This window comes from Streptomyces sp. NPDC002643, assembly GCF_053592555.1.
The window spans coordinates 106,884-130,530 of sequence record NZ_JBSFVY010000016.1 but is presented as its reverse complement, the minus strand read 5'-3'; the positions used below and the strand labels follow the sequence as shown (position 1 = coordinate 130,530).

Below are 23,647 nucleotides of genomic sequence, written 5' to 3'. Positions count from 1 at the left end.
GCCGCACCCGCAAAACCGCCGAAGCCGCCGTCGAGACACCGGAGACGGTAATCACCGAGGCGGCCACGACGGACGAGGCCCCGGCCAAACCCCGCCGCCGCACCCGCAAAACCGCCGAAGCCGCCGTCGAGACACCGGAGACGGTAATCACCGAGGCGGCCACGACGGACGAGGCCCCGGCCAAACCCCGCCGACGGACCCGCAAGACCGCCGAAGCCGTCGTCGAGACGGCGGAAGGCGGTGCCACCGAGGCTGCCGTCGACGCGGTCGAGGCGCCCAAGCCGCGTCGCCGCACCCGCAAGACCGCGGCGTCGGCCGAGGCCACGGTTCCGGCCCAGCCGACGGAGGAGCAGGCCACGAAGCCGCGTCGCACCCGCAAGACCGCGGCCACGACGGAGGAGACGGCCGAGACCCCGGCCCCCCACCGCCGCACCCGCAAGGCAGCGGCCACAGTGGAACCGACAGAAGGCTGAGCAAGCCTCACCGAAGGCCCGGACTCCTCCTGGAGTCCGGGCCTTCGGCACGCCGAGGACGGACCTCGGCACGACGAGGCGAGCCTTCGGTCCGACCTGCCGCCATCAATGGGGCGCGACCAGCCACAACGCACCCGCACCCGCACCGCCCCAACCACCCCCCAGCGGGGTCGAAGGGGCGCAGCCCCTGGTGATGGGAACGGGTAGGGGCGGCGGGGGCGAAAATCGACGGTGTGAAACCCCACCCGTGTGCAAACCGACCGCCACGTCCACCACCCCCTACTCGCCGGTTACCCTCCCCCTATGAGCCGTCCTCGCCGCTTCACCCCACCCCCCGGCGCCCGCGCCCACCGCCTCCACACCCCCCGCGGTGAGTTCGCCACGATCGAGGCGGGCACGGCGGTGAAGGGCACCGCCCTGCTCATCCCCGGCTTCACCGGCAGCAAGGAGGACTTCATCTCCCTCCATCAGCCACTCGCCGAGGCGGGCTACCGCACGGTGGCCGTGGACGGACGCGGCCAGTACGAGAGCGAGGGCCCCAAGGACGACGAAGCCCCGTACGCCCAGGAGGAGTTGGCGATGGACCTGCTCAGCCAGGCGCGGGTCGTCGGCGCCGGCGCCCCCGTCCACCTCGTCGGCCACTCCCTCGGCGGTCAGATCTCCCGCGCCGCCGTCCTCCTCGACGCCTCCCCCTTCGCCTCGCTCACCCTCATGTCCTCGGGCCCGGCGCAGATCTCGACCTCCCAGCAGCAGCGCGTGAAGCTGTTGCGGGACGCTCTGGCCGTGATGAACATGGCGGAGGTCTGGGAGGCCATCCAGGCCATGGAACCGCCGGAGGAGACCGAGACCGGCGCCCTGGACGAGGGGCTGGACGACCGCGAGGACCTGCGCCGCCGCTGGCTGGGCAACAGCCCCGCCCAGCTGATCGCCACGGGCCGTCAGCTCTGCGCGGAACCCGACCGCGTCGCCGAACTCGCCGCCGTCCCCCTGCCCAAGCACGTTCTCTCCGGCGAACGCGACGACACCTGGCCGATCTCCCTCCTCGACGACATGGCCGTACGCCTCGATGCCCGCCGCACGATCGTCCCCCACGCCGAGCACTCCCCCAACACCGACCGGCCGAAGGCCACCGCCGACGCCTTCATCGCGTTCTGGGACAGCCTCGTCGCCACAACCGACTGACGTCGCCACAACCGACTGACCGCCGGCCGACAATGCCCGAACGACCAACAGGGCGCCCCATCCCACATACCGCCAGTGCGGCCCGTACCGCCGACGCGTCCCGTACGTCAGCGCCCCCGGTGCTCCCAGTACGGCGCCCTCGCCAGCACCCCCAGCACTCCCCGGTACTCCCCGTACCGCACCGAGCCAGTCCCCTAGTACTGCTAGTACTGCGCCCTCAAATGCTCCCAGAACCCATCCCGCAGAGCCCGTCTCAGATCCGCCTGCCCCCTCAGCGAGTACTGGAGCAGCCCCTCCGCCTCGACGAGCAGGTCCTGGTCGACGGAGCCGGGGAGATAAGGGTGCCCGTGGAGGAGTTCCTGGAGGGCTTCGCGGCCTCGGGAGGCCAGCCACTTCGCGGCGATCTGGGCGCCCACGAAGCGGACGTCCTCACGGGTGGGCCGGGTGCCGGCGGCGGCCTCGTACGGGACGGCGGCCCTCCGTGACACATACGGCTTGAAGAAGTCGAGGTCGAACGTCCGCTGGCTGTCGACCTCCCAGAGCAGCGGCTCGGCCTGGTTGCGCCCCTCAGGCGCCTCGATGCCCCAGAGGTGGACACGCGCCCCGTAGCCCTGCGCGGCCTCGACGGCCGAGACCAGGTCCTCGTCGCCGCCGATGAGGGCCGCGTCGCTGATGGCGCGGTGCCGGGCCAGTGACTCCAGGTCGGTGCGGATCAGCGAATCGACGCCCTTCTGCTGGTTGTTGGCGTTGAGATTGCCCAACCGGACCTTCACATCCGGCAGTTCGGCGATGGACTGCTGCTCGGCGGTGTGGATGCGGCGCCGCGCCCCGTCGTACCAGTAGACCCGCAGCAGCCGGCTGTCCGCGAAGATCGTGCGCGCCTTGTCGATGAGCGCGTCGATGAGACCCTCCGCATCGAGGTCGAAGGACCGCCGGTCCTCCGTCCCGGCGACGAGTCGCCCCATGGCCGCGTACAGATACCCGGCGTCGACGAAGATCGCATGCGTCGAGGGCGTCTTCGCCACTTCGGCGAGCATGCGCTGAAGCAACTCGTTCGTACGGTCGATGCGGGCGCCGAGCGCCATGAGGTCGTCGTTCATATGAATCCATTGTCCCGGCGGTCACGCTGCGAACACAACCGGTCCCAATCAGTCTTCCAGGTTTTCGACAGTGACACCCACCGCAGTCACGACATCACTTACCGAGTAGTAATTAGCTTCTCGAAAATTTTCCTTAGCGTAGGGAATGTTTGTAACACGCACCCCGTTGACTGTGATGGGACACGGGCACCGACGACCCGCGTACCACCGCCAGTAGTTCTCCTCAGGAGGATGACCAGACGAAGGGAGAAGCCATGCGCTTCGAAATCCTGCGACTCGACGACGTCGACGGCACCCCCGTGGACAGCACCGTCGTGGACGCCGCCTCCGTCAACGGGATCGTGCAGCAGGCCGCAGCCATCGGTCAGCGCATCTGGATTCGCCCGGCCGACGTGACCGCCTCGTAGTACGCGATCCGTTCACACTTCGGAGCCCCCGTACGGCATCGATGTCGACACAGACCTCGAAAGTTCGTACGGGGGCTCCGCGTCTCCGTCACCTCAACCGGCTCGTACCACCTGGGTGACCCCGTTGATGATCTGCTGCACGGCGATCGCGGACAGCATCATGCCCGCGAGCCTCGTCACCAGCACCACACCGCCGTCCTTGATGACCCGGATGATCAGCAACGAGTACCGCATCGTCAGCCACAGCACGACGTGGATGGCGACGATCGCGGCCCACACCGACACATGACCGGCCACCCCGTCCGCCTTCTGCACGGCCAGAATCACCGACACGATCGCGCCCGGCCCCGCCAGCAACGGCATGCCCAACGGCACGAGCGCCACATTCACGTCCTTGGTCTGCTTCGGCTCGTCCGTCTTGCCGGTCAGCAGATCCAGCGCGATCAGCAGAAGCAGCAGCCCACCGGCGATCATCAACGCGGGCACCGACACATGCAGATAGTCCAGGATCTGATGCCCGAGCAGCCCGAAGACGGTGATCACCCCACCGGCCACACAGACCGCCTGAAACGCCATCCGCTTCTGCGTCCGGGCGGGCCGCCCGGCGGTGAGCCCGAGGAAGATGGGCGTGATCCCGGGCGGGTCCATGATCACGAACAGGGTGAGGAAGAGGGAGCCGAACACGGCGAGATCGAACACGGGGGTGCCTTGCGGGGGAGAGGGGCAGCACAGAGCAGCAGCCCACGCCGACGGGTGGGCACAGCCGGCGGCGCCGGGTGCCTGGGAACGCGAGGTTCAGCCGGCCGATCCGCCGGTCCCCGGCACGGGAACCGCCCCGGTGGCCCGTCGTGTGATCTCCCCGTACACCTCGGGGTCGGTCGTGTACTCGCCGAGTACGCAGGTCTTGCGGCTGCCGTGGTAGTCGGAGGAGCCCGTGGCGAGCAGGCCGAGTTCCTTGGCGAGGCCGCGCAGTCGGGCGCGGGTGGCCGGGTCGTGGTCCATGTGGTCGACCTCGATGCCGTCGAGTCCGGCGGCGGCGAGCTCGGCGATGGCGGACTCGGGGACCGTACGGCCGCGCTTGACGGCGGCGGGGTGCGCGAAGACGGCGACGCCACCGGCGGCCTTGATGAGCCGGATCGCGTCGAAGGGGTCGGTCTCGTGCTTCTCGACGAAGGCACGGCCGCCGTCGGCCAGCCACTGATCGGTGAAGGCGTCGCCGACGGTCGGTACGACGCCGAGTTCGACGAGGGCGGTGGCCACATGGGGCCGGCCGACGGAACCGTCACCGGCGATACGGGAGACCTGCTCCCAGGTGACCGGCACGTCCAGCGCGTTCAGCTTGGCGATCATCCCGTGGGCCCGGGGGACCCGGTCGTCCCGGACCAGCTCGCGCTCGGCGAGCAGATCGGGCTCCTCGGGGTCGAACAGGTAGGCGAGCATATGCATGCTGACGCCGTCCAGCCGACAGGAGAGTTCGGCGCCGGTGACGAGGGTGAGGCCCTCGGGGAGGGCCGCGATGGCCTCGGCGTACCCCCGGGTGGTGTCGTGGTCGGTCAGCGCGACCACGTCGAGGCCGACGGCTGCCGCATTGCGTACCAGCTCGGCGGGGGTGTCCGTGCCGTCGGACGCCGTGGAGTGGCAGTGCAGGTCTATTCGCACGACACGGACTCCAGGCGCAGACGAAACGGGAACGGGCGCCAGGATAACGTGCCCGTCGGCTCGGGTGCGTCGGCGGTCCGGCGACTGCGGGCAGCGCCTGGCTGGTCGCTCCCCCGCTCTCGGCTTCGTTCCGGCGGGAGGGCCCCATCGCGGCGGAGCCGCAGATCACCACAGCCCCGCGCCCTGGGCTCGCCCTACGGCTCCAAGATCCTCGGCGAGAGTGCCCCGCACGGCAGCAGCTCCACCTCCGCGCCCGCGTCCCGCAAGTCGGTCAGCACCAGCTCGTCGTACATCAGCAGCCCCGTCTGTTCGGGCCACACGATCGCCCACAGCCACAGCCCGAGCGCCTCGCCGGCGAAGACCGCGCGGTCGTCGGGCGTGCCGGAGACATGCCAGAGCGGGGTGGGGCGGCCGGCGGCCAGGACCTTGGCCTGCGGGGGTTTCTCCACGCTGAGGTAGGGGCCTGGGTCGGGGCCGTCGACGCCGGCGTAGCGGGCGCCGAGGCCGACGCCCAGCTCCTCGGCGATGAGGACGAGTTCACCCATGCCGCCGAGCGGGCCCGGGCCGGAGCAGGCGACGGCGGTGGCGCGGCCCCCGCTGCGGTCGTCCCCGGCGAACGCCGCCCCGGTGAACAGCCAGCCCACGGGCAGCGGCCAGGGCATCCAGACGGGCACCTGCGCACGGTGCACCACGACGCTGAGGGCCTCGACGCTGGGCGGGATCACGGGCTGCAGCGGGTGCACCGTCCCATGCACAGCGCACTGCCAGGAGTCGGCAAAGAGGCCGGGAGCCCTGACCCGGCCACCACACTTCGGGCAACTGGGTTCGCCCCTCATAGGGCCCAACGGTCCTCCCCGTGCTTCCTCGCGTCAAGGACGATCACCCGTCCGGCGTGTGCGCGTCACATTCCGCGCACACCCGCCGGCTCCGGCACCGGCTCCGGCCGGTGGTCGGACCGCCGGATTCCGGTCGACGGTCGGGCCGCCGGTCGCCCGTCGGACCAACCACCGGAATCAACTACCCGGACGGTCAAGGGAAGCGGTGAATTTCGGCCACCTGTGGAGTGTCTTCCCGTCACACGCGTCGTGCCGTCCATCACATTCGGGCGGCGGAAGCGGTCGGTCCGTTCAGTCGAGGGCGACCGATCCACGTACCGGATCGCGAAGGTCCGTTCCTTGGCCGAGCCAGCGCTCCTGGAGGGCCTGGGCGCCGTGCACCCGCTTCCACGCGGCCTCGTTCGGCGTCATGGGCAGCAGCGGCAGAAAACGTACGGGGTCGGCGGGCGCGTCGAGTTCGAGGTCCTCCACCAGACCGCCGGACTCGGCGACCAGTACGGCGGTGAAGGGGGCGCCCGGCCAGAGCGGCCCGCCCACGTCGAGGGAGGCCCCGGGGGCCACGATCACGCCCTCCACCTGCGGGGACGCGGCGAGCACGGCGAGCGGGCGGAGCACCTTGTCGGTGTCGGCGACCCCGTGCCGTACGGAGAGGAGCAGTTCCGCGCGCGGGCCCTTGACGGGGTCGGCGAGCATCGAGGTGGGGTCGGACATGGGCTGGGCCGACATGCCGAGCGTGGCGTAGCGGACGATGTCGCCGTCGGTGAAACGGAGCACCTCGATGCGGTCCGTGCCGAGGAACGTGACCGCGGCGCGCGCGTCCGGTCCGCCCAGCGCGGTACGCAAACGGGCTTCCACCAAAGGAAGAACATCAACCATGAACCGAGCATAGAACTCGTCAGGAACGGGCAAACGAGCGCCTTGACACTTCAGTCGACTGTTAGTCTTGGGCGCCGTCGGGGCAGCACGCGGGCAGCACGCAGAAGCGTCGCTCTCAAGCCCGGGTCCCGACCCGAGAGAACTGACTCCCCTACGGGGAACCCCGCACGGGGTATGGAACGTCCCTTACGAGGGACCGGCCGGAGGAGGTGGGGCTGCGATGGACCGAAGTCGACCGTGCAGTACCACCCGCTCTTCCGACCGCTGAGTTCGTAGCTCTCGCCGTGACGCGACGGATCACTCCGTAGTTCAACGGCTCACTGCTTGGCTGCCACCCTCTATCGCGTCGTGCCGCTCGTCGGTCGTCGCGCAACGGAAGAGCACTTCTTTCCCGTCTTGATCGTGATCTGAGTCATCTGAATCAAGCGAAGCTGTCGCCGCGACGGTGCGGTGCTCCCCGCTTTGTGGACGTGTCAAACCTCCGCAGTGAAAACGTCCCCATTCCGGGTAGTTCCAACCGTCGTCGACGGCCTTTCGTTGCGAAGGAGCCTGCCCATGTCGATGATCCACAACCTGCGCGCCGTGGTCCGTCCCGCCCGGCCGTCCCGGCTGTCGCTCCGCAAGGACGGCGCCGCGTACGACACCACCCGCCCCGCCGAGGCCATCACGGCCGTCGTGGACTGCGGTATCTACCGCGACGGCGCCCGGGTGCCGACCGAGCGGCAGTTGACCCCGCACGAGGCGATCCGTCAGGTGCGCCGGGACGGCGGGTTCGTCTGGATCGGGCTGCACGAGCCGTCCGAGGCCGAATTCGCCGGTATCGCCGCCGAGTTCGGGCTGCACCCGCTGGCCGTGGAGGACGCCGTCCAGGCCCACCAGCGGCCGAAGCTGGAGCGGTACGACGACACCCTGTTCACCGTCTTCAAGACCATTCACTACGTCGAGCACGACGAACTCACCGCCACCAGCCAGGTCGTGGAGTCCGGCGAGGTCATGTGCTTCACCGGGCGGGACTTCTTCATCACCGTCCGGCACGGCGGACAGGGCTCGCTGCGGGCGCTGCGCCACCGGCTGCAGGACGACCCGGAGTTGCTCGCCAAGGGCCCCTCGGCCGTGCTGCACGCCATCGCCGACCATGTCGTCGACGGGTACGTGGCGGTCGCGGACGCCGTGCAGGACGACATCGACGAGGTGGAGACCGAGGTGTTCTCGCCCGGCCGCAAGGGCACGCCTCGTGGTACGGACGCCGGGCGGATCTACCAACTCAAGCGCGAGGTCATGGAGTTCAAGCGGGCGGTGCTGCCGCTGGTGCGGCCCATGCAGCTGCTGAGCGAGCGGCCGATGCGGCTGGTCGACCCCGACATCCAGAAGTACTTCCGCGATGTCGCCGACCACCTCGCCCGGGTCCAGGAGCAGGTCATCGGCTTCGACGAACTCCTCAACTCGATCCTCCAGGCCAATCTCGCCCAGGCGTCCGTCGCCCAGAACGAGGACATGCGCAAGATCACATCGTGGGCGGCCATCATCGCCGTACCCACCATGGTGTGCGGTGTGTACGGGATGAACTTCGAGTACATGCCCGAGCTGAAGTGGCGGTACGGCTATCCGCTGGTGCTCGGTGTCACGGTCGCGCTCTGCCTCGGCATCCACCGCACGCTGAAGCGGAACGGCTGGCTGTAGGCACCGGTACGCCATGGCCGGCGGCCGGCTCCGGCCGAGGCCGGGGGTCGGCCCCGCGGGGCCCGGTTAGGCTGCGTTCCATGACGGAACAGCTGCTCGACCGGGCCCTCATCGAGGAGGCCACCAAGAAGTCCGGGCTCATCTGGGTACGGGGGTACGGGGTGCCGTCGCTCCATGTCCAGGGGCATGGGGTGCCGTCGCGGGCGTTGTGGCACGTCTGGCACGAGGGCGCGGTGTGCGTGGTCGGGGACGGGCCGGGTGAACAGCCGCTGCCGGGGCTCGTCGACGGCGGTTCCGCCGAGGTCACCGTACGCAGCAAGGACATGGGCGGGCGGCTGGTGACATGGGACGCGACCGTGGTGGAGCTGGCCGCCGGGTCTGCCGAATGGGAGTCCGCGGTGGGCGAGCTGAAGGGCAAGCGCCTGAACGCGGCCGACGGTGAGGCCATGCCCGAGCGGTGGGGCCGTGAGTGCCGGGTGCTCCGGCTGGAGCCGACGGGTACGACGCGACCGCTGCCGGACGGGGACCTGGCGGCGGTGCCCTTGCCGACCCCCGCGACCACGCGCCGGCCGATCCCGGCGGGACTGCCGAGGCTGCTGCTGAAGCGCCGGAAGAGGAAGTAGCCGGGACAGGACGGGGTGCGGGGCCGCGCCTCTGCGGGTCCCAGGCTCACCCCCCGCGAGGCCTACCGGTGGCCTACGACGTCGGTAGCTGCTTCCCGTAGTCGACCACCGACTTCTTGTCCGGTTCTTCCAGGGCGAAGTCCTTGCCCCAGTCGGTGAGGAGGATGGTGCCGGCGTCGCCCGCGCGGACCAGGCGGAGGGGGTAGGGGGTGCCCTCCAGGGAGACGTCGAGGGTGCCGCCCGAGCCCTTGTCGCCGGTGATGCGGACGGTACGGGTGCCGGACTGCTCGTGGTAGCCGTCGGCGGAGAGCGAGCCGTGGAGGGTGAGCAGGCCGGCGAGGAGGGTGCTCTTGTCGGTGAAGCCGCTGAAACGCTTGTAGGCGGGGTCGCCCGTCGGGACCTTCACATACATGCCGTCCAGCTTGTCCGCGGCGGCCGTCTCGGCGTCGTCGTCCTCCTTGCCGTCGTCCTCGTGCGCCCAGAACTCGGCGTCGGCCTTCAGGAAGAGATGCTCGCCGACCTTCAGCAGCCGGAAGGTCGTGTCCCCGCTCGTCACCGAACCCGAGCCGCCGTCCTCCTTCAGGCGCATGTCCAGTTTGTACGTCTTGCCGTTGCTGACGACGGACCCCGACAGCCGGACGGTGTCCGCCGAGGTGGCGGCCCGCTGGGTCTTGCTCTGGATCTCCGCCGGCTTCAGTCGGCCGACCCCGTTGGTGCCCTCGTTGGGATCATCGGCGCACCCGGTGAGCCCCAGCCCGCTCGCCAGCAGGGTGCAGACGGCGCTCGCCAGTGCGGCCCTTCGGGTACGGGGAATCAGAGTCACAGACGACACACCTCTTCGTGGGGAGTCCGGGCGTACCGCAGAGTACCGGGGCTTCCGGCGGCCCACTGAGGCAGTCCGTACGCACCGCTCACCAGGGCATATCCGATCGGGACGGGCTAGCCTGAAGCCCTCCTCGGCGGACAATCCCCTAGGACTCGCGTGATTGACGCGAAAGAGTCACAGGGTTTCGTACAGCACACCCTGCGCACCCGTCACTCGGACGGGACGGCATGCGGTACGGCCGACACCCACGGACGACGGCCGGCGCACAGGAACCGGCGCACACGGAAGGAAGGGGCGGCTCATGGCGGCGACCACGCCCCGGATCTTCGTCTCGCATCTCTCCGGCGTCGCCGTCTTCGACCCCAACGGCGACCAGGTGGGCCGGGTCCGCGATCTCGTCGCCATGCTGCGGGTGGGCCGCAAGCCGCCCCGGCTGCTCGGGCTGGTGGTGGAGCTGTCGACGCGCCGGCGGATCTTCCTGCCCATGACCAGGGTCACCGGAGTGCAGTCGGGGCAGGTCATCACCACCGGGGTCCTGAACGTGCGCCGGTTCGAGCAGCGGCCCACCGAGCATCTCGTCATCGGGGAACTCCTCGACCGCCGGGTACGGCTGGTGGAGACCGGCGAGGAGGTGACCGTCCTCGACATCTCGGTGCAGCAGCTGCCGGCCCGCCGGGACTGGGAGATCGACCGGGTGTTCGTACGGAAGGGGAAGGGGGGCGCGTTCCGGCGGCATCGGGGGGAGACGCTGACCGTGGAGTGGTCGGCGGTCACCGGGTTCTCCCTGGAGGAGCACGGGCAGGGCGCGGAGAATCTGCTGGCCACCTTCGAGCAGCTCCGCCCGGCCGACCTCGCCAATGTGCTGCACCATCTCTCGCCCAAGCGCCGGTCCGAGGTCGCCAACGCCCTCGACGACGACCGGCTCGCCGATGTCCTGGAGGAGCTGCCCGAGGACGACCAGATCGAGATCCTCGGCAAGCTCAAGGAGGAGCGGGCCGCCGACGTCCTGGAGGCCATGGACCCCGACGACGCCGCCGATCTGCTCGCCGAGCTGCCGAAGGACGAGCAGGAGCGGCTGCTGACCCTGATGGAGCCGGAGGAGGCGGCGGACGTACGGCGGCTGATGGCGTACGAGGAGAAGACCGCCGGTGGGCTGATGACCACCGAGCCGATCGTGCTGCGCCCGGACGCCACCGTCGCCGACGCGCTCGCCCGGGTCCGCAACCCCGACCTCTCCCCCGCGCTCGCCGCCCAGGTGTATGTGTGCCGGCCGCCGGACGAGACCCCGACCGGCAAGTACCTCGGCACGGTCCACTTCCAGCGGCTGCTGCGGGAGCCGCCGTACACGCTGGTCGGCTCGATCCTCGACGACGACCTCCAGCCGCTGGACCCGGAGGCCCAACTGCCCGCCGTCGCCGGGTTCTTCGCGACGTACGACATGGTCGCGGCGCCCGTGGTCGACGAGAGCGGGTCGCTGCTGGGCGCGGTGACCGTGGACGACGTACTGGACCACATGCTGCCGGAGGACTGGCGGGAGACCGAGTTCCATCTGGACGAGGAGGGGACGGCGGCGGCCGGGGGAGCCCGGGGAGAGGGCGGCGGCACGGTCGAGGGGGCCGCCCATGGTGCCTGAGCGGAAGGGGCCGGAGGGGCGCAGGGGGCGGGAGTCACGGGAAGGGCGCCCGGGCGGGCGCGGGCCTGGGGACGGGGGGCGCCAGAGGGCGCACGCCGGCCCGTTCATGCGCGAGCGTGCGCCATCATCCGGTGGAGCCAGTGGGCCCGGTGGGCCCGCTCGTGAGCGCGCGACGGTCTCCGGCGGCTCTCTCCGGGAGCGCACGCCCTCCGGCGCCACCGCGCGCCCGCGTACGCGTCTCGATCAGCCGCTCCCCCGCCGGGCCAGGCTTCTGCCGGAGTGGGACCCGGAGGCCTTCGGGCGGCTCTCCGAGCGGATCGCGCGGTTCCTCGGGACCGGGCGGTTCCTGGTCTGGATGACCGTCGCCATCGCCCTGTGGGTGCTGTGGAACGTCTTCGCGCCGCGCGTCCTGCGCTTCGACGAGTACCCGTTCATCTTCCTGACCCTGATGCTCTCCCTCCAGGCCTCGTACGCCGCCCCGCTGATCCTCCTCGCGCAGAACCGCCAGGACGACCGCGACCGGGTCAACCTCGAACAGGACCGCAAGCAGAACGAACGCTCGATCGCCGACACCGAGTATCTGACCCGGGAGATCGCGGCCCTGCGCATCGGCCTCGGCGAGGTCGCCACCCGCGACTGGCTGCGCTCCGAGCTCCAGGATCTGGTGAGGGATCTGGCCGAGCACGACGGCCACGCGGGACGGCCTGACGGCCGGGGCCCGGGGCCCGGGGCCGGATGACGGCCTGGGCCAGCGGCGGGGTGACGGCCGGGGTTGGCGGCGGGGTGACGGCCGGGGGACAGCGGCGTATGACGGCCGGTGGCGGGGCGGGCCGTATTCCCGGTGGAGCGGCGCCGCAGGCGTGACGAAGACGACCGCTGACGGGCTTTCCGCGGCCCCCGCCGGTCGCCGTACCATCGTCCTTATGGCTACGGAAGACGCGGTGCGCGAAGCACTGGCGACGGTGAACGACCCCGAGATCAACCGACCCATCACCGAACTGGGGATGGTCAAATCGGTGGAGATCGGCGCGGACGGAGCGGTCGCGGTCGCCGTGTACCTGACGGTCTCCGGCTGCCCCATGCGCGACACGATCACCCAGCGGGTGACGGAGGCGGTCTCGCGGGTCGAGGGCGTCACCCGCGTCGATGTCGCACTCGATGTGATGAGCGACGAGCAGCGCAAGGAGCTGGCGAACGCCCTGCGCGGCGGCCAGGCCGAGCGCGAGGTCCCGTTCGCCAAACCGGGCTCGCTCACGCGCGTGTACGCCGTCGCCTCCGGCAAGGGCGGCGTCGGCAAGTCCTCGGTGACGGTGAACCTGGCGGCGGCGATGGCGGCCGACGGGCTCAAGGTCGGTGTGGTCGACGCCGACATCTACGGTCACTCGGTGCCGCGCATGCTGGGCGCCGACGGCCTTCCCACCCAGGTCGAGAACATGATCATGCCGCCGTCCGCGAACGGTGTGAAGGTCATCTCGATCGGTATGTTCACCCCGGGCAACACCCCGGTCGTCTGGCGCGGCCCCATGCTCCACCGCGCGCTCCAGCAGTTCCTGGCGGACGTCTACTGGGGCGACCTGGACGTCCTGCTCCTGGACCTCCCGCCCGGCACCGGCGACATCGCGATCTCCGTCGCCCAGCTCGTCCCGAACGCCGAGATCCTGGTCGTGACGACCCCTCAGCAGGCGGCGGCCGAGGTGGCCGAGCGGGCCGGCTCCATCGCCGTCCAGACCCACCAGAAGATCGTCGGCGTGGTCGAGAACATGTCCGGCCTGCCCTGCCCGCACTGCGGCGAGATGGTCGACGTCTTCGGCACGGGCGGCGGGCAGACCGTCGCCGACGGCCTCACCCGCACCACGGGCGCCACGGTCCCCGTCCTCGGCAACATCCCCATCGACGTCCGCCTCCGCGAGGGCGGCGACGACGGCAAGCCGGTCGTCCTGACCGACCCCGACTCCCCCGCGGGCGCCGCCCTGAAGGCCATCGCGGGCAAACTGGGAGGCCGCCAGAGGGGCCTGTCGGGCATGAGCCTGGGCATCACACCGAGGAACAAGTTCTAGACCCGCTTGTCGAAGCCAGGGGCTGCAGGTGCGCCCCTTAAGGGGCGCGGGGAACTGGGCGAGCAACCACAAACAACCCGCAGCCCCCAACGAACGCAATCCCCTGCGGCGATGAAGGGCACCGAATCCCCACGACTCGGTGCCCTCAGGGCTATGCGTACGCGGCAATGTCCTTGATCATGGCGAAGCCGATCCCATACGCACTCATCCCTCTCCCGTAAGCCCCCACATGCACCCCCTCCTGGGTTGACCCGGCCAGCACCCACCCGAACTCGGACTCCCGGTAGTGGAACGGCGTAGGCACCCCGTCCACCGGCAGGGACAGCGTCGACCAGTCGGGCCCGGCGAGATCGTCGGCGAGCACCCACGCCGCCTCGGTCTGCTGATCCAGCCAGTCGTCCCGCAGGGAATGGTCGAGTTGCCCCGGCCAGGTGAAGGACAGCAGCCCCACGCCCGCCAGCCACGCCGCGGAGGAGACGGACGTGGCCTCCAGCAACCCCGTTCCGTCGGCGCTCCGTCGGGACGGGCTCTCCGCGACGGTCACCACCACCGCGAACCGTTCCTTGGCCTCGTCGTCCGACCCGGCGGTGTACTCGTTGCGCACCGAGGGCTCGTCCCCGTGCCCGATCGACCCGTGCTCGACGGCGCCTTCCGCCGAGGTACCGACCTGCATCAGCCAGCGCGGCCCCGTGAAGGCCTCGTCGAGGCCGTACCACGGGAAGGGCGCCAGCAGGTAGCCGTCGACCGTACGCCGGGCGGAGGGGACCTGTTGTCCGCCCTCCGCGGCCGACGCCTGCGCGCCTACCCGACTCGTCGTCTCCATCTGCCCGGACGCCTCCTCGCTCTCGACGGACCTGAGCGGCCCGCCCCCCTCGGGCGTCGTCGCTCGCTTTCCTTACGGTCCGCACAACAACTGGGCAGCATAGCCACCGCTCTCCGAGCAGCAGGGAAAGCGCCCGGCGCGTAGGACGGCGTACAGGCGGGTTCAGGCCGTACGGGGGTGCGTGAACGTATGAATCGCATCACGTAGGGGGCGTGGCGGCACCCGGAGACACCCGTACGGGCCGTACGGCCGTATCCGCCCCGGCCGAACGGCGGTCCGCGCGGCGGTCAGGTGGCGTCGAGGTCGTACGGCGGGCGCTCGCCCGCGTCGAGGGCCTCGCGCTTCTTGGTCATGTCGATGGAGCCGCCGGTGGAGCCCGAACCCGAAGAGGAGGAGGACGTACCGGACGCCGCGCCGGAGGAGTCGCGGCCCTGGACGGCGTCCGTGACCTCGGCCATCTCCTTCTTCAGGTCGAAGCCGTTGCGGATCTCCTTCAGCCCCAGGTCGTCGTTGTCCAGCTGCTTGCGGATGAACGTCTTGGGGTTGAGATCCTCGAACTCGAAGTCCTTGAACTCCGGACCGAGTTCGTTGCGGATGTCCGCCTTTGCGCTGTCCGAGAAATCGCGGATCTTGCGGATCGTGCGCGAGACGTCCTGGATCACCTTGGGAAGCTTCTCCGGACCGAACACGAGTACGGCGAGGACAACGAGCGTCACCAGCTCGAGCGTACCTATGTCATTGAACACCTGAAGCTCCTTGCGATGTCCTCGGTCGCGGCCCTCGGGAGGTCTTCCGTGGTCCGGAAGGTCTGCCGTGGTCCGGGCCGCGTCCCACGGTACCCGGCGATCCCGTGGAACCGGTACTGTCGGGCGGCTCACGACCACGCCCACAAGGATGGTTTTCCCAGCTGTTTGCCTGGCGGGAGGGGGTGCGGGACCCCCTCCTGTGAAGTTGCTGTCAGTCGCCGCCGGAGGAGCCGAGGGTCAGGGTGACCTGCTGTTCCCGGCCACCCCGCTCCAGGGTCAGCTCCAGGCGGTCGCCGGGGCGGTGGGCGCGGACCTTGACGATCAGTTCGTCGCCGGTGTGGATGCGCTGGCCGTCGACCTCGGTGATGACGTCGCCGGACCGGATGCCGGCCCGGTCGGCGGGGCCGCCCTCGGTGACCGCGGCTCCGCCGCCGTCGTTGCCGATACGGGCGCCGTCACCCGCGTAGTCCATGTCGAGGGTGACCCCTATCACCGGGTGGGTCGCCTTGCCGGTGTTGATCAGCTCCTCGGCGACACGCTTGCCCTGGTTGATGGGGATGGCGAAGCCGAGCCCGATCGAACCGGCCTGGCCGCCCTCCGAGCCGGAGCCGTTGTCGGCGGAGCGGATGGCGCTGTTGATGCCGATCACCCGGGCGTTGGCGTCGACCAGCGGGCCACCGGAGTTGCCCGGGTTTATCGGCGCGTCCGTCTGGAGGGCGTCGACGTACGAGACATCGCTGGCGTCCTCGCCGCCGCCCGCGGTGATGGGCCGCTCCTTGGCGCTGATGATGCCGGAGGTGACCGTGTTGGCCAGGTCGAAGGGGGCGCCGATGGCGACGACCGGGTCGCCGACCTGGACCTCGTCGGAGTTGCCGAGGGGCAGCGGCTTGAGTCCGCTGACCCCGGACACCTTGACGACGGCGAGGTCGTAGCCGGTGTCCCGGCCGACGAGGGTGGCCTCGGCGGTCTCGCCGCCGCTGAAGGTCACCGATATCTCGCCGTCGGTCCCGGCAGGTTCGACGACATGGTTGTTGGTGAGGATGTGGCCGCGCTCGTCGAGTACGAATCCGGTGCCGGTGCCCTGCGCACTCGACCCGCTGACGTGGAGGGTGACGACGCTGGGCAGCGCGCTCGCGGCGATCCCGGCGACACTGTCCGGGGCCCGTCCCTTCACCCCGCTGCTGGACTGCGGCAGTTCGACCCCGCCGGTGCCGCCGTTCCGCTCCAGATACGAGCCCACGGCCCCGCCGATGCCGCCGGACACCAGCGCGATCAGCACGGCGCCGAACACCAGCGCCTTCAGGCCCCGCCGCTTCCGCCGCGCCACGTCGTCCACCCCGGCCCCGTTCTGCTGCAGCGACCCGGACCCCGCCCAGGGGTCGTAGTTCCGCCAGGGGTTGTGGGGCACGGAGGGCCCTGCCGGGGGCTGCCCTTCGGCGAAGGGGGGTTGGGAAGCGTCGGGGTACGACGGCGGCGCAAGCTGGGAGGACTCCGGAGAGGAAGCGTGCGCCTGCGGCGACGGCTCCGGATAGGGTCCGGGCGCCGACTGCTCCGCATAGGCCGACGGCACGGACGCGTACGGGGCCGCCGAAGGCTGATGGGCATCGCCGTAGGGCACCGCCGCGGGCTGCTGCGGGTCCGCGTACGTGGGCGCCACCGCGGGCTGCTGCGACTCCGCGTACGAGGGCGCCGTGGGCTGCTGCGGCGTGGGCGGTACGGGGGTGCCGTGGGCCGGGGCTACCGCCGAGGGCGGAGATGCCGCCGAGGTCACGGCGGCGTGCGCCGGGGCTGCCGTCGCGGAGGGAGCGCCTTGGGGCTGGGGGGCGACCGGGGTGGGTGCGCCGTGGGGCTGGGGCGCCACCGGTGCCGGTGCGCCATGCGCCTGGGCTGCCGCCGGGCCGGGTGCGCCCGGCGGCAGTGTGGCCGTCTGGACTGTCGTGCCGTGGGCGGGAGTTGTCGCCGGGTGCTGGACCGGTGGGGCGGGCGCCCAGGGGCCGGGCTCGCCGTAGGGCGGGGTGCCGTAGGGATCGGGGTCGTGCAGCGGCTTGGGGCGCTCGGAGGCCGCTCCAGAGGCGGTTGAGGAGCCGTCCTGCGCCCTCGGCGGCTGAGCATCGGCAACAGCGGCGACGGCGGCGGCCGGGACACCGGGCTCGCCCGTGCCCTGCCCCTGCCCCTGCCCCTGCCCCTGCCCCTGCCGAGCGGTCTCCTCACCGTTCGCGTTCGCCTCACCGACCGACACCGAACCACCCCCGTCGACAGGCGCGTTGCTCCGCTCCACCGCGAGCCGCGTGGTCGCCTCGGCCGAGGCCGACACATGCCCCTCGGCATTCGAGGACGCCGAACGCCCCTCTGCGGTTTCAACACCGCCCGCCCCGGCACGCGACGCCCCCGACAATCCGTCGTCGGCGGGGCTCGTCGACTCGGCCGCCGAACCCGCGTCCGTACGCGGCGAAGCGGGCCGCTCCAACTCGAAGTCCCCGTCGCTGTCGACGCGCGGTGAGGAAGCGTCCGGCGACGCGGCACGGGCACCGGACACGGAGTCGGAGTCATCCGCCGGCTCGTCGGCCGCACCCGGTGTGGAAGCGCCCGACTCCCCGGCGTCGACACGTGCCACGGCATCCCCGCGCGTCCTGCCCTCGGCCCCCGGCCGGACGTCGTCGGCGTTCGGCAGGGCGCCGTCGGCCCCCGGCGCGGGCGAACCGTCACTCAAACTCCGTGCGGGCCCCGCCAGTTGGAAGTCGCCGTCGGGGTCGGGCGTGACCGGAGTGGGTGGTGGGGTCGCAGGTCGGTCCAATTCGTAGTCGCCCCCGTCGCTTCCGCCGCGCAGCGAACCCGCTCGAGGTCGGCTCCACCACTTACCCTTCGTGGGCTTGCCCTCGTCCATGCTCTCCCCACACCTGGGGCCCGTCCTCAGGACCGGCCCGCTACCCGTCGCGGACCCGCCTCAAGGACCGGTCCGCCGCCCGCCGTTGGCCGGGTGCCACCGGCCGGAATCGGCCGGGGCGGCCACGGCCCTCCCTGGATTCAACCAGGTTCGCGGGCCGTCGCGCAGATCCCGGGGTCAGCGCAGGGCGGGGGAGGAAGGAGTGGGAGACGAGGTCGCGTCGGGTGCCGTCAGCAGGCCCGGAGCGGTGAGCTCGGGTGCCGGAGGCCATGAGGTGAGCTGCAGCGGGGGCGCGGCGGTGAGCGGGTGTATGAGCGGCGACATCAGCGCGGCACCGGAGAGCGCGGGCGCCGACAGCGGTTGCGCCGCCGTACGGCCCTGCCCGGCGGGGGCGGGGATTCCGGGCAGCAGGGGCGCGGAGATCGACGCCGGTGCCACCGGCACCTCGCCGACGACCCGCTGGCCCTGCCCGAGCAGTGGCCCGCTCGTGCCTCGGCGACGCTGTGACTCGGGGGTCGTGGAGGCTCCCGTGGACTGGGTCCGCAGCGGGGTGACATTGCTGCCGGAGCCGGAACCGCCCCGGGCGTCCACCGTCTCGCCGGGCACCCCGGTGGTCATCCCGCCGAGCGCGATCGCGGCCAGCGACACCGCGCCGGCGGCCACGAAGGCGAACCGCATCCCGCGCGAGGCCGAACGCTCGGCCTCGTGCCGGCTCACGTCATGGATGCGGAAGCCCCGGTCACCCGTGACTCCACGGCTCTCCGCGACGCCGTCCGCGCACTCCTCGGCGGGGTCCGTGCCGTCCGTGCTCCCGGCGGCACGTCTGTCGGTCTCGTCCGTGGGACCGCGTCCGGCGCCGGTCGGGAAGCCCCGGTCGCCCGACGGCGTACGGCCGTTGAGGGCGCCCCGGTCGCCGAGGAAGCCTCGGCCGCTCAGAAAGCCCCGGTCACCGAGGAAGCCACGGCCACCGGTCAGTCCCCGGCCGCCCAGGCCGCCCAGCAGTCCACGTCCTTCCGACGGCGTCAGCGCGCCGCTGTGTGGTCCCGACGGGAGGTATCCGAACGAGTCGCCTCGGGGGCGGAAGACGCCGAAGTCCGCGAAGTCCCCGGAGTCGGAGGGGTCCCCGGGGAAACCGGGTCCGCCGGCCGTGCCCCGGAGCCGTCCGCCGAAGCCTCCGCCGTCCAGCGGGGAGCCGCCGTCGGTGTCGCCGCCCGCCGGGAGCATCTGGAGCCGGGCCAGAAAGCTCTCGGAGGGGGGCGGAGGAGCGGCCTCCGCGAAGACGTTCTTCAGTCGGCGCTGAGCGTCGGCCTCGACCTTGCACTTGGCGCAGGTGGCCAGGTGTGCCAGGACGCGCTCGCGCGCCTCATGACCGAGCTCTCCGTCGATCAGGGCGGAGAGTCGGTCTCCCAGATGCTGCTCAGCAGGCGTAGGACGTGATCCACTCACGCGGTCGCGCCCCCTCCTCCCAGCGCCGGCACCCGGGGCACCGCGAAGGAGCGGCGCTCGGCCCGGGCCTCCGGGGAGCGGTGCGCGAGGGCCTTGCGGAGCTGGGAACGGCCGCGGTGGATACGGGAGCGGACCGTGCCGAGCTTGACGCCCAGGGTCGCGGCGATCTCCTCGTACGACAGCCCCTCGATGTCACAGAGGACGACGGCCGCGCGGAACTCGGGCGCGAGGGTGTCGAGGGCCTGCTGGACATCGGCGTCGAAGTGCGCGTCGTTGAAGACCTGCTGGGGGGTGGGCTCGCGGCTGGGCAGGCGCTCGGCCGCGTCCTCGCCGAGGGCGTCGAAGCGGATGCGCTGCTTGCGGCGGACCATGTCCAGGAAGAGGTTGGTCGTGATGCGGTGCAGCCAGCCCTCGAACGTGCCGGGCGTGTACGTCGACAGGGAGCGGAAGACTCGGACGAAGACCTCCTGCGTGAGGTCCTCGGCGTCGTGCTGGTTACCGGTCAGACGGTAGGCGAGGCGGTAGACCCGGCCGCTGTGGGTGCTGACGATCTCCTCCCAGGTGGGCGGAGTCCACGCCTGCGCGTTCGCGTCCATGGTGAAGGTCGCGGTCTGCGCGGCGTCGGTGGCGTGGCTGTGGTCAGCGGTGTCGTTCACGGATTTCGGCCTGCCTGCCGACCCGAGAAAGCGCCGCAGCACTCCTCCCCGATCCACAGGCGCGGCCGCACCTCCCCTGTCGGCTCTGGTGGTGTCCAGTGGAGCCCCTACCATAGCCACCCCGCCCGTTAGCTCCGGATAAGCCGATTTATAAGAAATTGATGTGTGCTGATGCCGCTCATCGGGCCCATGCCGCCCATCCGGCCGATGCCGCGCATATGGCCTCGTCAGCACCTGCACCTGTGTCTGCTCGGTGTACTGATCCATTCCCTGACCCCCGTCGCGGCCCCCGTCACTGACTCATCCCTTTAAACGACCGGTCCCATCAGCAGGTTCCCGGCGGCAACGGATACAGTCACGCCCAGGCAACCACGGGCACAGAGGAGAGGGTCATTACCGGCAACCGGCTGACGAGCTGGGCGTTCGCCGACGCCTTTGTCGCCGAGGACGACGCGCTGCGCTGGGCCCGTGACCGGGCCCGGGAGGCAGGGCTGCGCTCGGTGTCGCCCGGCACGGGCGCCGCGCTGCGGGTCCTCGCCGCGACCGTGGACGCGAAGGCGGTCGCGGAGATCGGGACGGGGACCGGTGTCTCCGGTATCCATCTGCTGCACGGCATGCGGCCGGACGGGGTCCTGACCACCGTGGACCCGGAGCCGGACCACCAGCAGTTCGCGCGGCAGGCGTTCCGCGCGGCGGGCTTCGCCAGCAATCGCGCGCGCTTCATCCCGGGCCACGCGCTGGATGTGCTTCCCCGGCTCGCGGACTCCGGCTACGACCTCGTCTTCTGCGACGGCGACCGGCTGGAGTGCCTCGACTATCTCGCTGAATCGTTGCGCCTGCTCAGACCCGGCGGCCTGGTCGCCTTCGAGGGTGTCTTCGCCAACGGCCGCACCGTGGACTCCGGGCCCCAGCCCACGGAGGTCATACGTCTGCGGGAGCTGCTGCGCACGATCCGCGAGAGCCCCGAACTGGTGCCGTCCCTGCTCCCGGTCGGAGACGGGCTGCTCTGCGCGGTCAAGCGCTGAGCACCGGCGGGGTGCGCGGTGGTCCCCGGGCCCGTGGCGTACGGCCTCCCCGACGGGCCCCTGACCAGGTCCGGCCCCGTCCTCTGACCAGGTCCCGGCTGTTCTCCGAGCAGGCCCCGGCAGCCCTCCCGGACAAACAACCGCCCCGGCATCAGGGTGGCGATGCCGGGGCGGTTGAAAGGATATGGTCGCTACGCGCGTCAGCCGACGACCTTCTTGAGGGCGTCGCCGAGTGCGTCGGCCTCGTCAGGGGTCAGCTCGACGACGAGCCGACCGCCGCCTTCGAGCGGAACGCGCATGACGATGCCCCGCCCCTCCTTGGTCACCTCGAGCGGGCCATCGCCCGTCCGCGGCTTCATGGCCGCCATGCTCGTTCCCCTTCCTGAAACCAGCTCATCGTCAAAGCCGACGGCCCTGGAGGGCACGCGCGGTCCGACTCGGACACGCGACACCGGCATCGAACACATTGCTTCCAGGCCATTATCCCGCATCTCATGACCCGATGACCAACATCAGTCGGCATCGCTTGGGCAACGCGCGCGAGCAAAACCACCCAATTCGGCGATGTGACTGCGATACTGCGCCACCACACCCTCCCCCGTCACCGCTCGGCCAATCGTGATTCTTTGACGCAGGTCACACGTACCGCCCGCGCGACCGCCGGTGATCTCCGCCATGCTGTGCTGTGACGCAGAACGTACCGGTCGGTACTGACAGCCGTCGACGGACGTCGACGGTGATCGATCCGTACGTCGGAGCCGCGACACCGGAGGGGAACACCGCCATGGCCGACACCGTGCTCTACGAGGTGAGCGACGGGCTCGCGACGATCACGCTGAACCGCCCGGAGGCGATGAACGCGCTGAACATCGCGGCGAAGGTCGCGCTGCGGGAGGCGGTGGAGGCCGCCGCCGGGGACGCCGGGGTACGGGCCGTGCTGCTCACCGCCGCCGGGGACCGGGCCTTCTGTGTGGGGCAGGACCTCAAGGAGCACATCGGGCTGCTGCGGCAGGACGCCGAGACCGGGTCGCGGGCGACGATGACGACGGTTCGTGAGCACTACAACCCCATCGTGCGGGCGCTCGTCGGGATGGCGAAGCCCGTGGTGGCCGGGGTGAACGGGGTCGCCGCCGGGGCCGGCTTCGGGTTCGCGCTCGCCGCGGACCATCGGGTCGTCGCCGACACCGCCGGGTTCAACACATCCTTCGCCGGGGTGGCGCTGACCGCCGACTCCGGGGTGTCGTGGACGCTGCCCCGGATCGTCGGGCCCGGGCGGGCCGCCGATCTGCTGCTCTTCCCTCGGAGCATCAGCGCGGAGGACGCCTACGCCTTGGGGATCGCGAACCGGGTGGTGCCGTCGGCCGAGCTGGCCGAGGAGGCTCGCAAGGTGGCGCGTTCTCTGGCCGAGGGTCCGACCGTGGCGTACGCGGCGTTGAAGGAGTCCCTCTCCTACGGGCTCTCCCACTCCCTGGAGGAGGCTCTGGAGAAGGAGGACGAGTTGCAGACGCGGGCCGGGCTCTCCGAGGACCACGGGATCGCTGTGCGGGCGTTTGTGAACAAGGAGATGCCGAAGTACTTGGGGCGGTGAGTTCGGGGGAACCAAGCGTCGTCGCGGACTGCGGGTGTGTGGGGGCTGGTCGCGCCCACGCGGCGGAGCCGCACATCAACACAGCCCCGCGCCCCTTTCAGGGGCGCTGCCCCCCTGCACCGCTACAAGGCGGCCGCTTCTCAAGGCGCGCTTCTCGCGGCGCACGCTTCCAAGTGGTCGTTCACCAACCCGCAAGCCTGCATCAGCGCGTACGCCGTCGTCGGGCCCACGAATCTGATGCCTCTCTTCTTCAGTGCCTTCGACAGGGCCTTGGACTCGTCGGTGACCGCGGGGACGTCCGCCAGGGTTCGGGGGACGGGGCGGGTCATGGGGTCGGGGGCGTGGGACCAGATCAGTTCGTCCAGTTCGCCGGGGGACCAGTCGGCGAGGACCTGGGCGTTGGCGATCGTCGCCTCGATCTTGGCGCGGTTGCGGATGATGCCGGGGTCGGTGAGGAGGCGGGCCTTGTCGGTGTCCGTGTAGGTGGCGACCTCCGCGATCTTGAAGTCGGCGAAGGACGCGCGGAAGCCCTCGCGGCGGCGGAGGATGGTGATCCAGGAGAGGCCGGACTGGAAGGCTTCGAGGCAGAGGCGCTCGTAGAGGGCGTCGTCGCCGTGGACCGGGCGGCCCCACTCCTCGTCGTGGTACGCGATGTAGTCCTCGGTGGACAGGGCCCAGGGGCAGCGCAGGGAGCCGTCCGGGCCGGCGAGGGCGGTGCCGTCGCTCACTGGTGGTCCTCCTCGTCCCGCTTGACGAGTGAGGTCGTGGCCGCGTGGGCGCCCGCGAGCGCGGACTCCAGGTCGGCGATCCGGGCGTCGCGCTCGGCGAGTTCGGCGGCGAGGCGGTTCAGGGCGTCGTCCACCTCCGTCATGCGGTAGCCGCGTACGGCGAGCGGGAAGCGGAGCGCGTCGATGTCCGCGCGGTCGACCGGGCGGTCCGCCGGCAGTGGGTCCTGGAGCCGCTCCCCCGCGGCCTCGGGCAGCGCCGCGCTGTCGCCGCCGCCGACCACGGCGAGTGTCACCGCCGCGACCACGACGGCGAGCGCGACCACCAGGAACAAGAAAGTGAACATCGCTGGGTCCCTCTCGGATGTGTTCGGCTCCGATCGTGCCATGCGAGTCTGACAG

The 23,647-nt window shown here is 71.1% G+C and carries 23 protein-coding genes and 1 pseudogene; 10 read left to right on the top strand and 14 right to left on the bottom strand.

Going from position 1 to position 23,647, the window contains the following annotated elements; all coding sequences use genetic code 11:
* A pseudogene (locus tag ACWD4G_RS24785) lies at positions 1 to 473 on the top strand (DEAD/DEAH box helicase); the annotation flags it as partial.
* Positions 474 to 776: 303 nt separating this feature from the next.
* Positions 777 to 1,655 carry an alpha/beta fold hydrolase gene (locus ACWD4G_RS24780; protein ID WP_451296885.1) on the top strand — a complete coding sequence of 293 codons (879 nt, stop codon included), beginning with the start codon at positions 777 to 779 and terminating at the stop codon, positions 1,653 to 1,655.
* Between the two features lie 203 nt (positions 1,656 to 1,858).
* Here ACWD4G_RS24780 and ACWD4G_RS24775 read toward each other — a convergent pair whose 3' ends face one another.
* Positions 1,859 to 2,755 (bottom strand): NYN domain-containing protein, encoded by an 897-nt coding sequence (locus ACWD4G_RS24775; RefSeq protein WP_451296883.1) that lies wholly within the window; start codon positions 2,753 to 2,755, stop codon positions 1,859 to 1,861.
* 254 nt (positions 2,756 to 3,009) lie between these two features.
* On the opposite strand from ACWD4G_RS24775, the gene ACWD4G_RS24770 reads away from it, so the two are divergent.
* A complete protein-coding gene (locus ACWD4G_RS24770) occupies positions 3,010 to 3,162 on the top strand; it encodes a hypothetical protein (protein ID WP_451296881.1) in 153 nt (50 codons plus the stop codon).
* 93 nt (positions 3,163 to 3,255) lie between these two features.
* Here ACWD4G_RS24770 and ACWD4G_RS24765 read toward each other — a convergent pair whose 3' ends face one another.
* The 4 genes from ACWD4G_RS24765 to ACWD4G_RS24750 all read right to left on the bottom strand — a co-directional run bounded on the left by ACWD4G_RS24765 (position 3,256) and on the right by ACWD4G_RS24750 (position 6,533).
* A complete protein-coding gene (locus ACWD4G_RS24765; protein ID WP_451296879.1) occupies positions 3,256 to 3,861 on the bottom strand; it encodes a MarC family protein in 606 nt (201 codons plus the stop codon).
* A gap of 96 nt (positions 3,862 to 3,957) precedes the next feature.
* Complete coding sequence (locus tag ACWD4G_RS24760; protein ID WP_451296877.1) at positions 3,958 to 4,821, bottom strand: PHP domain-containing protein; 864 nt, start codon at positions 4,819 to 4,821, stop codon at positions 3,958 to 3,960.
* A 194-nt stretch (positions 4,822 to 5,015) separates the two neighbouring features.
* Complete coding sequence (locus ACWD4G_RS24755; RefSeq protein WP_451296875.1) at positions 5,016 to 5,657, bottom strand: DUF6758 family protein; 642 nt, start codon at positions 5,655 to 5,657, stop codon at positions 5,016 to 5,018.
* A gap of 291 nt (positions 5,658 to 5,948) precedes the next feature.
* Positions 5,949 to 6,533 (bottom strand): suppressor of fused domain protein, encoded by a 585-nt coding sequence (locus ACWD4G_RS24750; protein ID WP_451296873.1) that lies wholly within the window; start codon positions 6,531 to 6,533, stop codon positions 5,949 to 5,951.
* Positions 6,534 to 7,088: 555 nt separating this feature from the next.
* On the opposite strand from ACWD4G_RS24750, the gene ACWD4G_RS24745 reads away from it, so the two are divergent.
* Both ACWD4G_RS24745 and ACWD4G_RS24740 read left to right on the top strand, forming a co-directional pair.
* Positions 7,089 to 8,213: a magnesium and cobalt transport protein CorA gene (locus ACWD4G_RS24745; protein ID WP_451296871.1), complete on the top strand. Its 1,125-nt coding sequence runs from the start codon at positions 7,089 to 7,091 to the stop codon at positions 8,211 to 8,213.
* Positions 8,214 to 8,293: 80 nt separating this feature from the next.
* Positions 8,294 to 8,836, top strand: coding sequence for a hypothetical protein (locus tag ACWD4G_RS24740; RefSeq protein WP_451296869.1), 543 nt, complete (start codon positions 8,294 to 8,296; stop codon positions 8,834 to 8,836).
* Between the two features lie 73 nt (positions 8,837 to 8,909).
* Here the strand turns inward: ACWD4G_RS24740 and ACWD4G_RS24735 are convergent, their stop codons facing one another.
* The gene (locus tag ACWD4G_RS24735) at positions 8,910 to 9,659 is read right to left on the bottom strand and encodes a hypothetical protein (RefSeq protein WP_451296867.1); all 750 of its coding nucleotides are present in this window, start codon (positions 9,657 to 9,659) and stop codon (positions 8,910 to 8,912) included.
* Positions 9,660 to 9,963: 304 nt separating this feature from the next.
* Here ACWD4G_RS24735 and ACWD4G_RS24730 point away from each other — a divergent pair, with 304 nt between their 5' ends.
* The 3 genes from ACWD4G_RS24730 (at position 9,964) to ACWD4G_RS24720 (ending at position 13,352) form a co-directional block, all read left to right on the top strand.
* Positions 9,964 to 11,295 (top strand): magnesium transporter MgtE N-terminal domain-containing protein, encoded by a 1,332-nt coding sequence (locus ACWD4G_RS24730; RefSeq protein ID WP_451296865.1) that lies wholly within the window; start codon positions 9,964 to 9,966, stop codon positions 11,293 to 11,295.
* A 106-nt stretch (positions 11,296 to 11,401) separates the two neighbouring features.
* Positions 11,402 to 12,034 carry a DUF1003 domain-containing protein gene (locus tag ACWD4G_RS24725; protein WP_451296863.1) on the top strand — a complete coding sequence of 211 codons (633 nt, stop codon included), beginning with the start codon at positions 11,402 to 11,404 and terminating at the stop codon, positions 12,032 to 12,034.
* Positions 12,035 to 12,218: 184 nt separating this feature from the next.
* Positions 12,219 to 13,352, top strand: a complete 1,134-nt coding sequence (locus tag ACWD4G_RS24720) for an Mrp/NBP35 family ATP-binding protein (RefSeq protein WP_451296861.1) — start codon at positions 12,219 to 12,221, stop codon at positions 13,350 to 13,352.
* Between the two features lie 151 nt (positions 13,353 to 13,503).
* On the opposite strand, the gene ACWD4G_RS24715 is transcribed toward ACWD4G_RS24720, so the two are convergent.
* The 5 genes from ACWD4G_RS24715 to sigE form a co-directional block, all read right to left on the bottom strand.
* A complete protein-coding gene (locus tag ACWD4G_RS24715) occupies positions 13,504 to 14,175 on the bottom strand; it encodes a hypothetical protein (RefSeq protein WP_451296859.1) in 672 nt (223 codons plus the stop codon).
* 287 nt (positions 14,176 to 14,462) lie between these two features.
* A complete protein-coding gene (locus ACWD4G_RS24710) occupies positions 14,463 to 14,921 on the bottom strand; it encodes a sec-independent translocase (protein WP_451296857.1) in 459 nt (152 codons plus the stop codon).
* 211 nt (positions 14,922 to 15,132) lie between these two features.
* On the bottom strand, positions 15,133 to 17,715 hold the full coding sequence (locus ACWD4G_RS24705) for a trypsin-like peptidase domain-containing protein (RefSeq protein WP_451296855.1): 2,583 nt from the start codon (positions 17,713 to 17,715) through the stop codon (positions 15,133 to 15,135).
* 267 nt (positions 17,716 to 17,982) lie between these two features.
* Positions 17,983 to 19,251 carry a zf-HC2 domain-containing protein gene (locus ACWD4G_RS24700; protein WP_451296853.1) on the bottom strand — a complete coding sequence of 423 codons (1,269 nt, stop codon included), beginning with the start codon at positions 19,249 to 19,251 and terminating at the stop codon, positions 17,983 to 17,985.
* Entirely contained in the window at positions 19,248 to 19,949 is a 702-nt protein-coding gene (sigE, locus tag ACWD4G_RS24695) for an RNA polymerase sigma factor SigE (RefSeq protein WP_451297057.1), read from the bottom strand. The genes ACWD4G_RS24700 and sigE overlap by 4 nt, the downstream gene beginning before the upstream one ends.
* A 350-nt stretch (positions 19,950 to 20,299) precedes the next feature.
* Between sigE and ACWD4G_RS24690 the strand changes: the two genes are divergently transcribed.
* Positions 20,300 to 20,932 carry an O-methyltransferase gene (locus tag ACWD4G_RS24690; protein WP_451297055.1) on the top strand — a complete coding sequence of 211 codons (633 nt, stop codon included), beginning with the start codon at positions 20,300 to 20,302 and terminating at the stop codon, positions 20,930 to 20,932.
* Between the two features lie 200 nt (positions 20,933 to 21,132).
* Here the strand turns inward: ACWD4G_RS24690 and ACWD4G_RS24685 are convergent, their stop codons facing one another.
* Positions 21,133 to 21,300: a DUF3117 domain-containing protein gene (locus ACWD4G_RS24685; RefSeq protein ID WP_003966491.1), complete on the bottom strand. Its 168-nt coding sequence runs from the start codon at positions 21,298 to 21,300 to the stop codon at positions 21,133 to 21,135.
* Between the two features lie 416 nt (positions 21,301 to 21,716).
* On the opposite strand from ACWD4G_RS24685, the gene chcB reads away from it, so the two are divergent.
* Entirely contained in the window at positions 21,717 to 22,520 is an 804-nt protein-coding gene (gene chcB, locus ACWD4G_RS24680) for a 2-cyclohexenylcarbonyl CoA isomerase (RefSeq protein WP_451297053.1), read from the top strand.
* A gap of 140 nt (positions 22,521 to 22,660) precedes the next feature.
* Here the strand turns inward: chcB and ACWD4G_RS24675 are convergent, their stop codons facing one another.
* Positions 22,661 to 23,248, bottom strand: a complete 588-nt coding sequence (locus tag ACWD4G_RS24675) for a DNA-3-methyladenine glycosylase I (protein ID WP_451296851.1) — start codon at positions 23,246 to 23,248, stop codon at positions 22,661 to 22,663.
* The gene (locus ACWD4G_RS24670) at positions 23,245 to 23,592 is read right to left on the bottom strand and encodes a DivIVA domain-containing protein (protein WP_451296849.1); all 348 of its coding nucleotides are present in this window, start codon (positions 23,590 to 23,592) and stop codon (positions 23,245 to 23,247) included. Before ACWD4G_RS24670 ends, ACWD4G_RS24675 begins: the two co-directional genes overlap by 4 nt.
* Positions 23,593 to 23,647 lie beyond the last annotated feature (55 nt).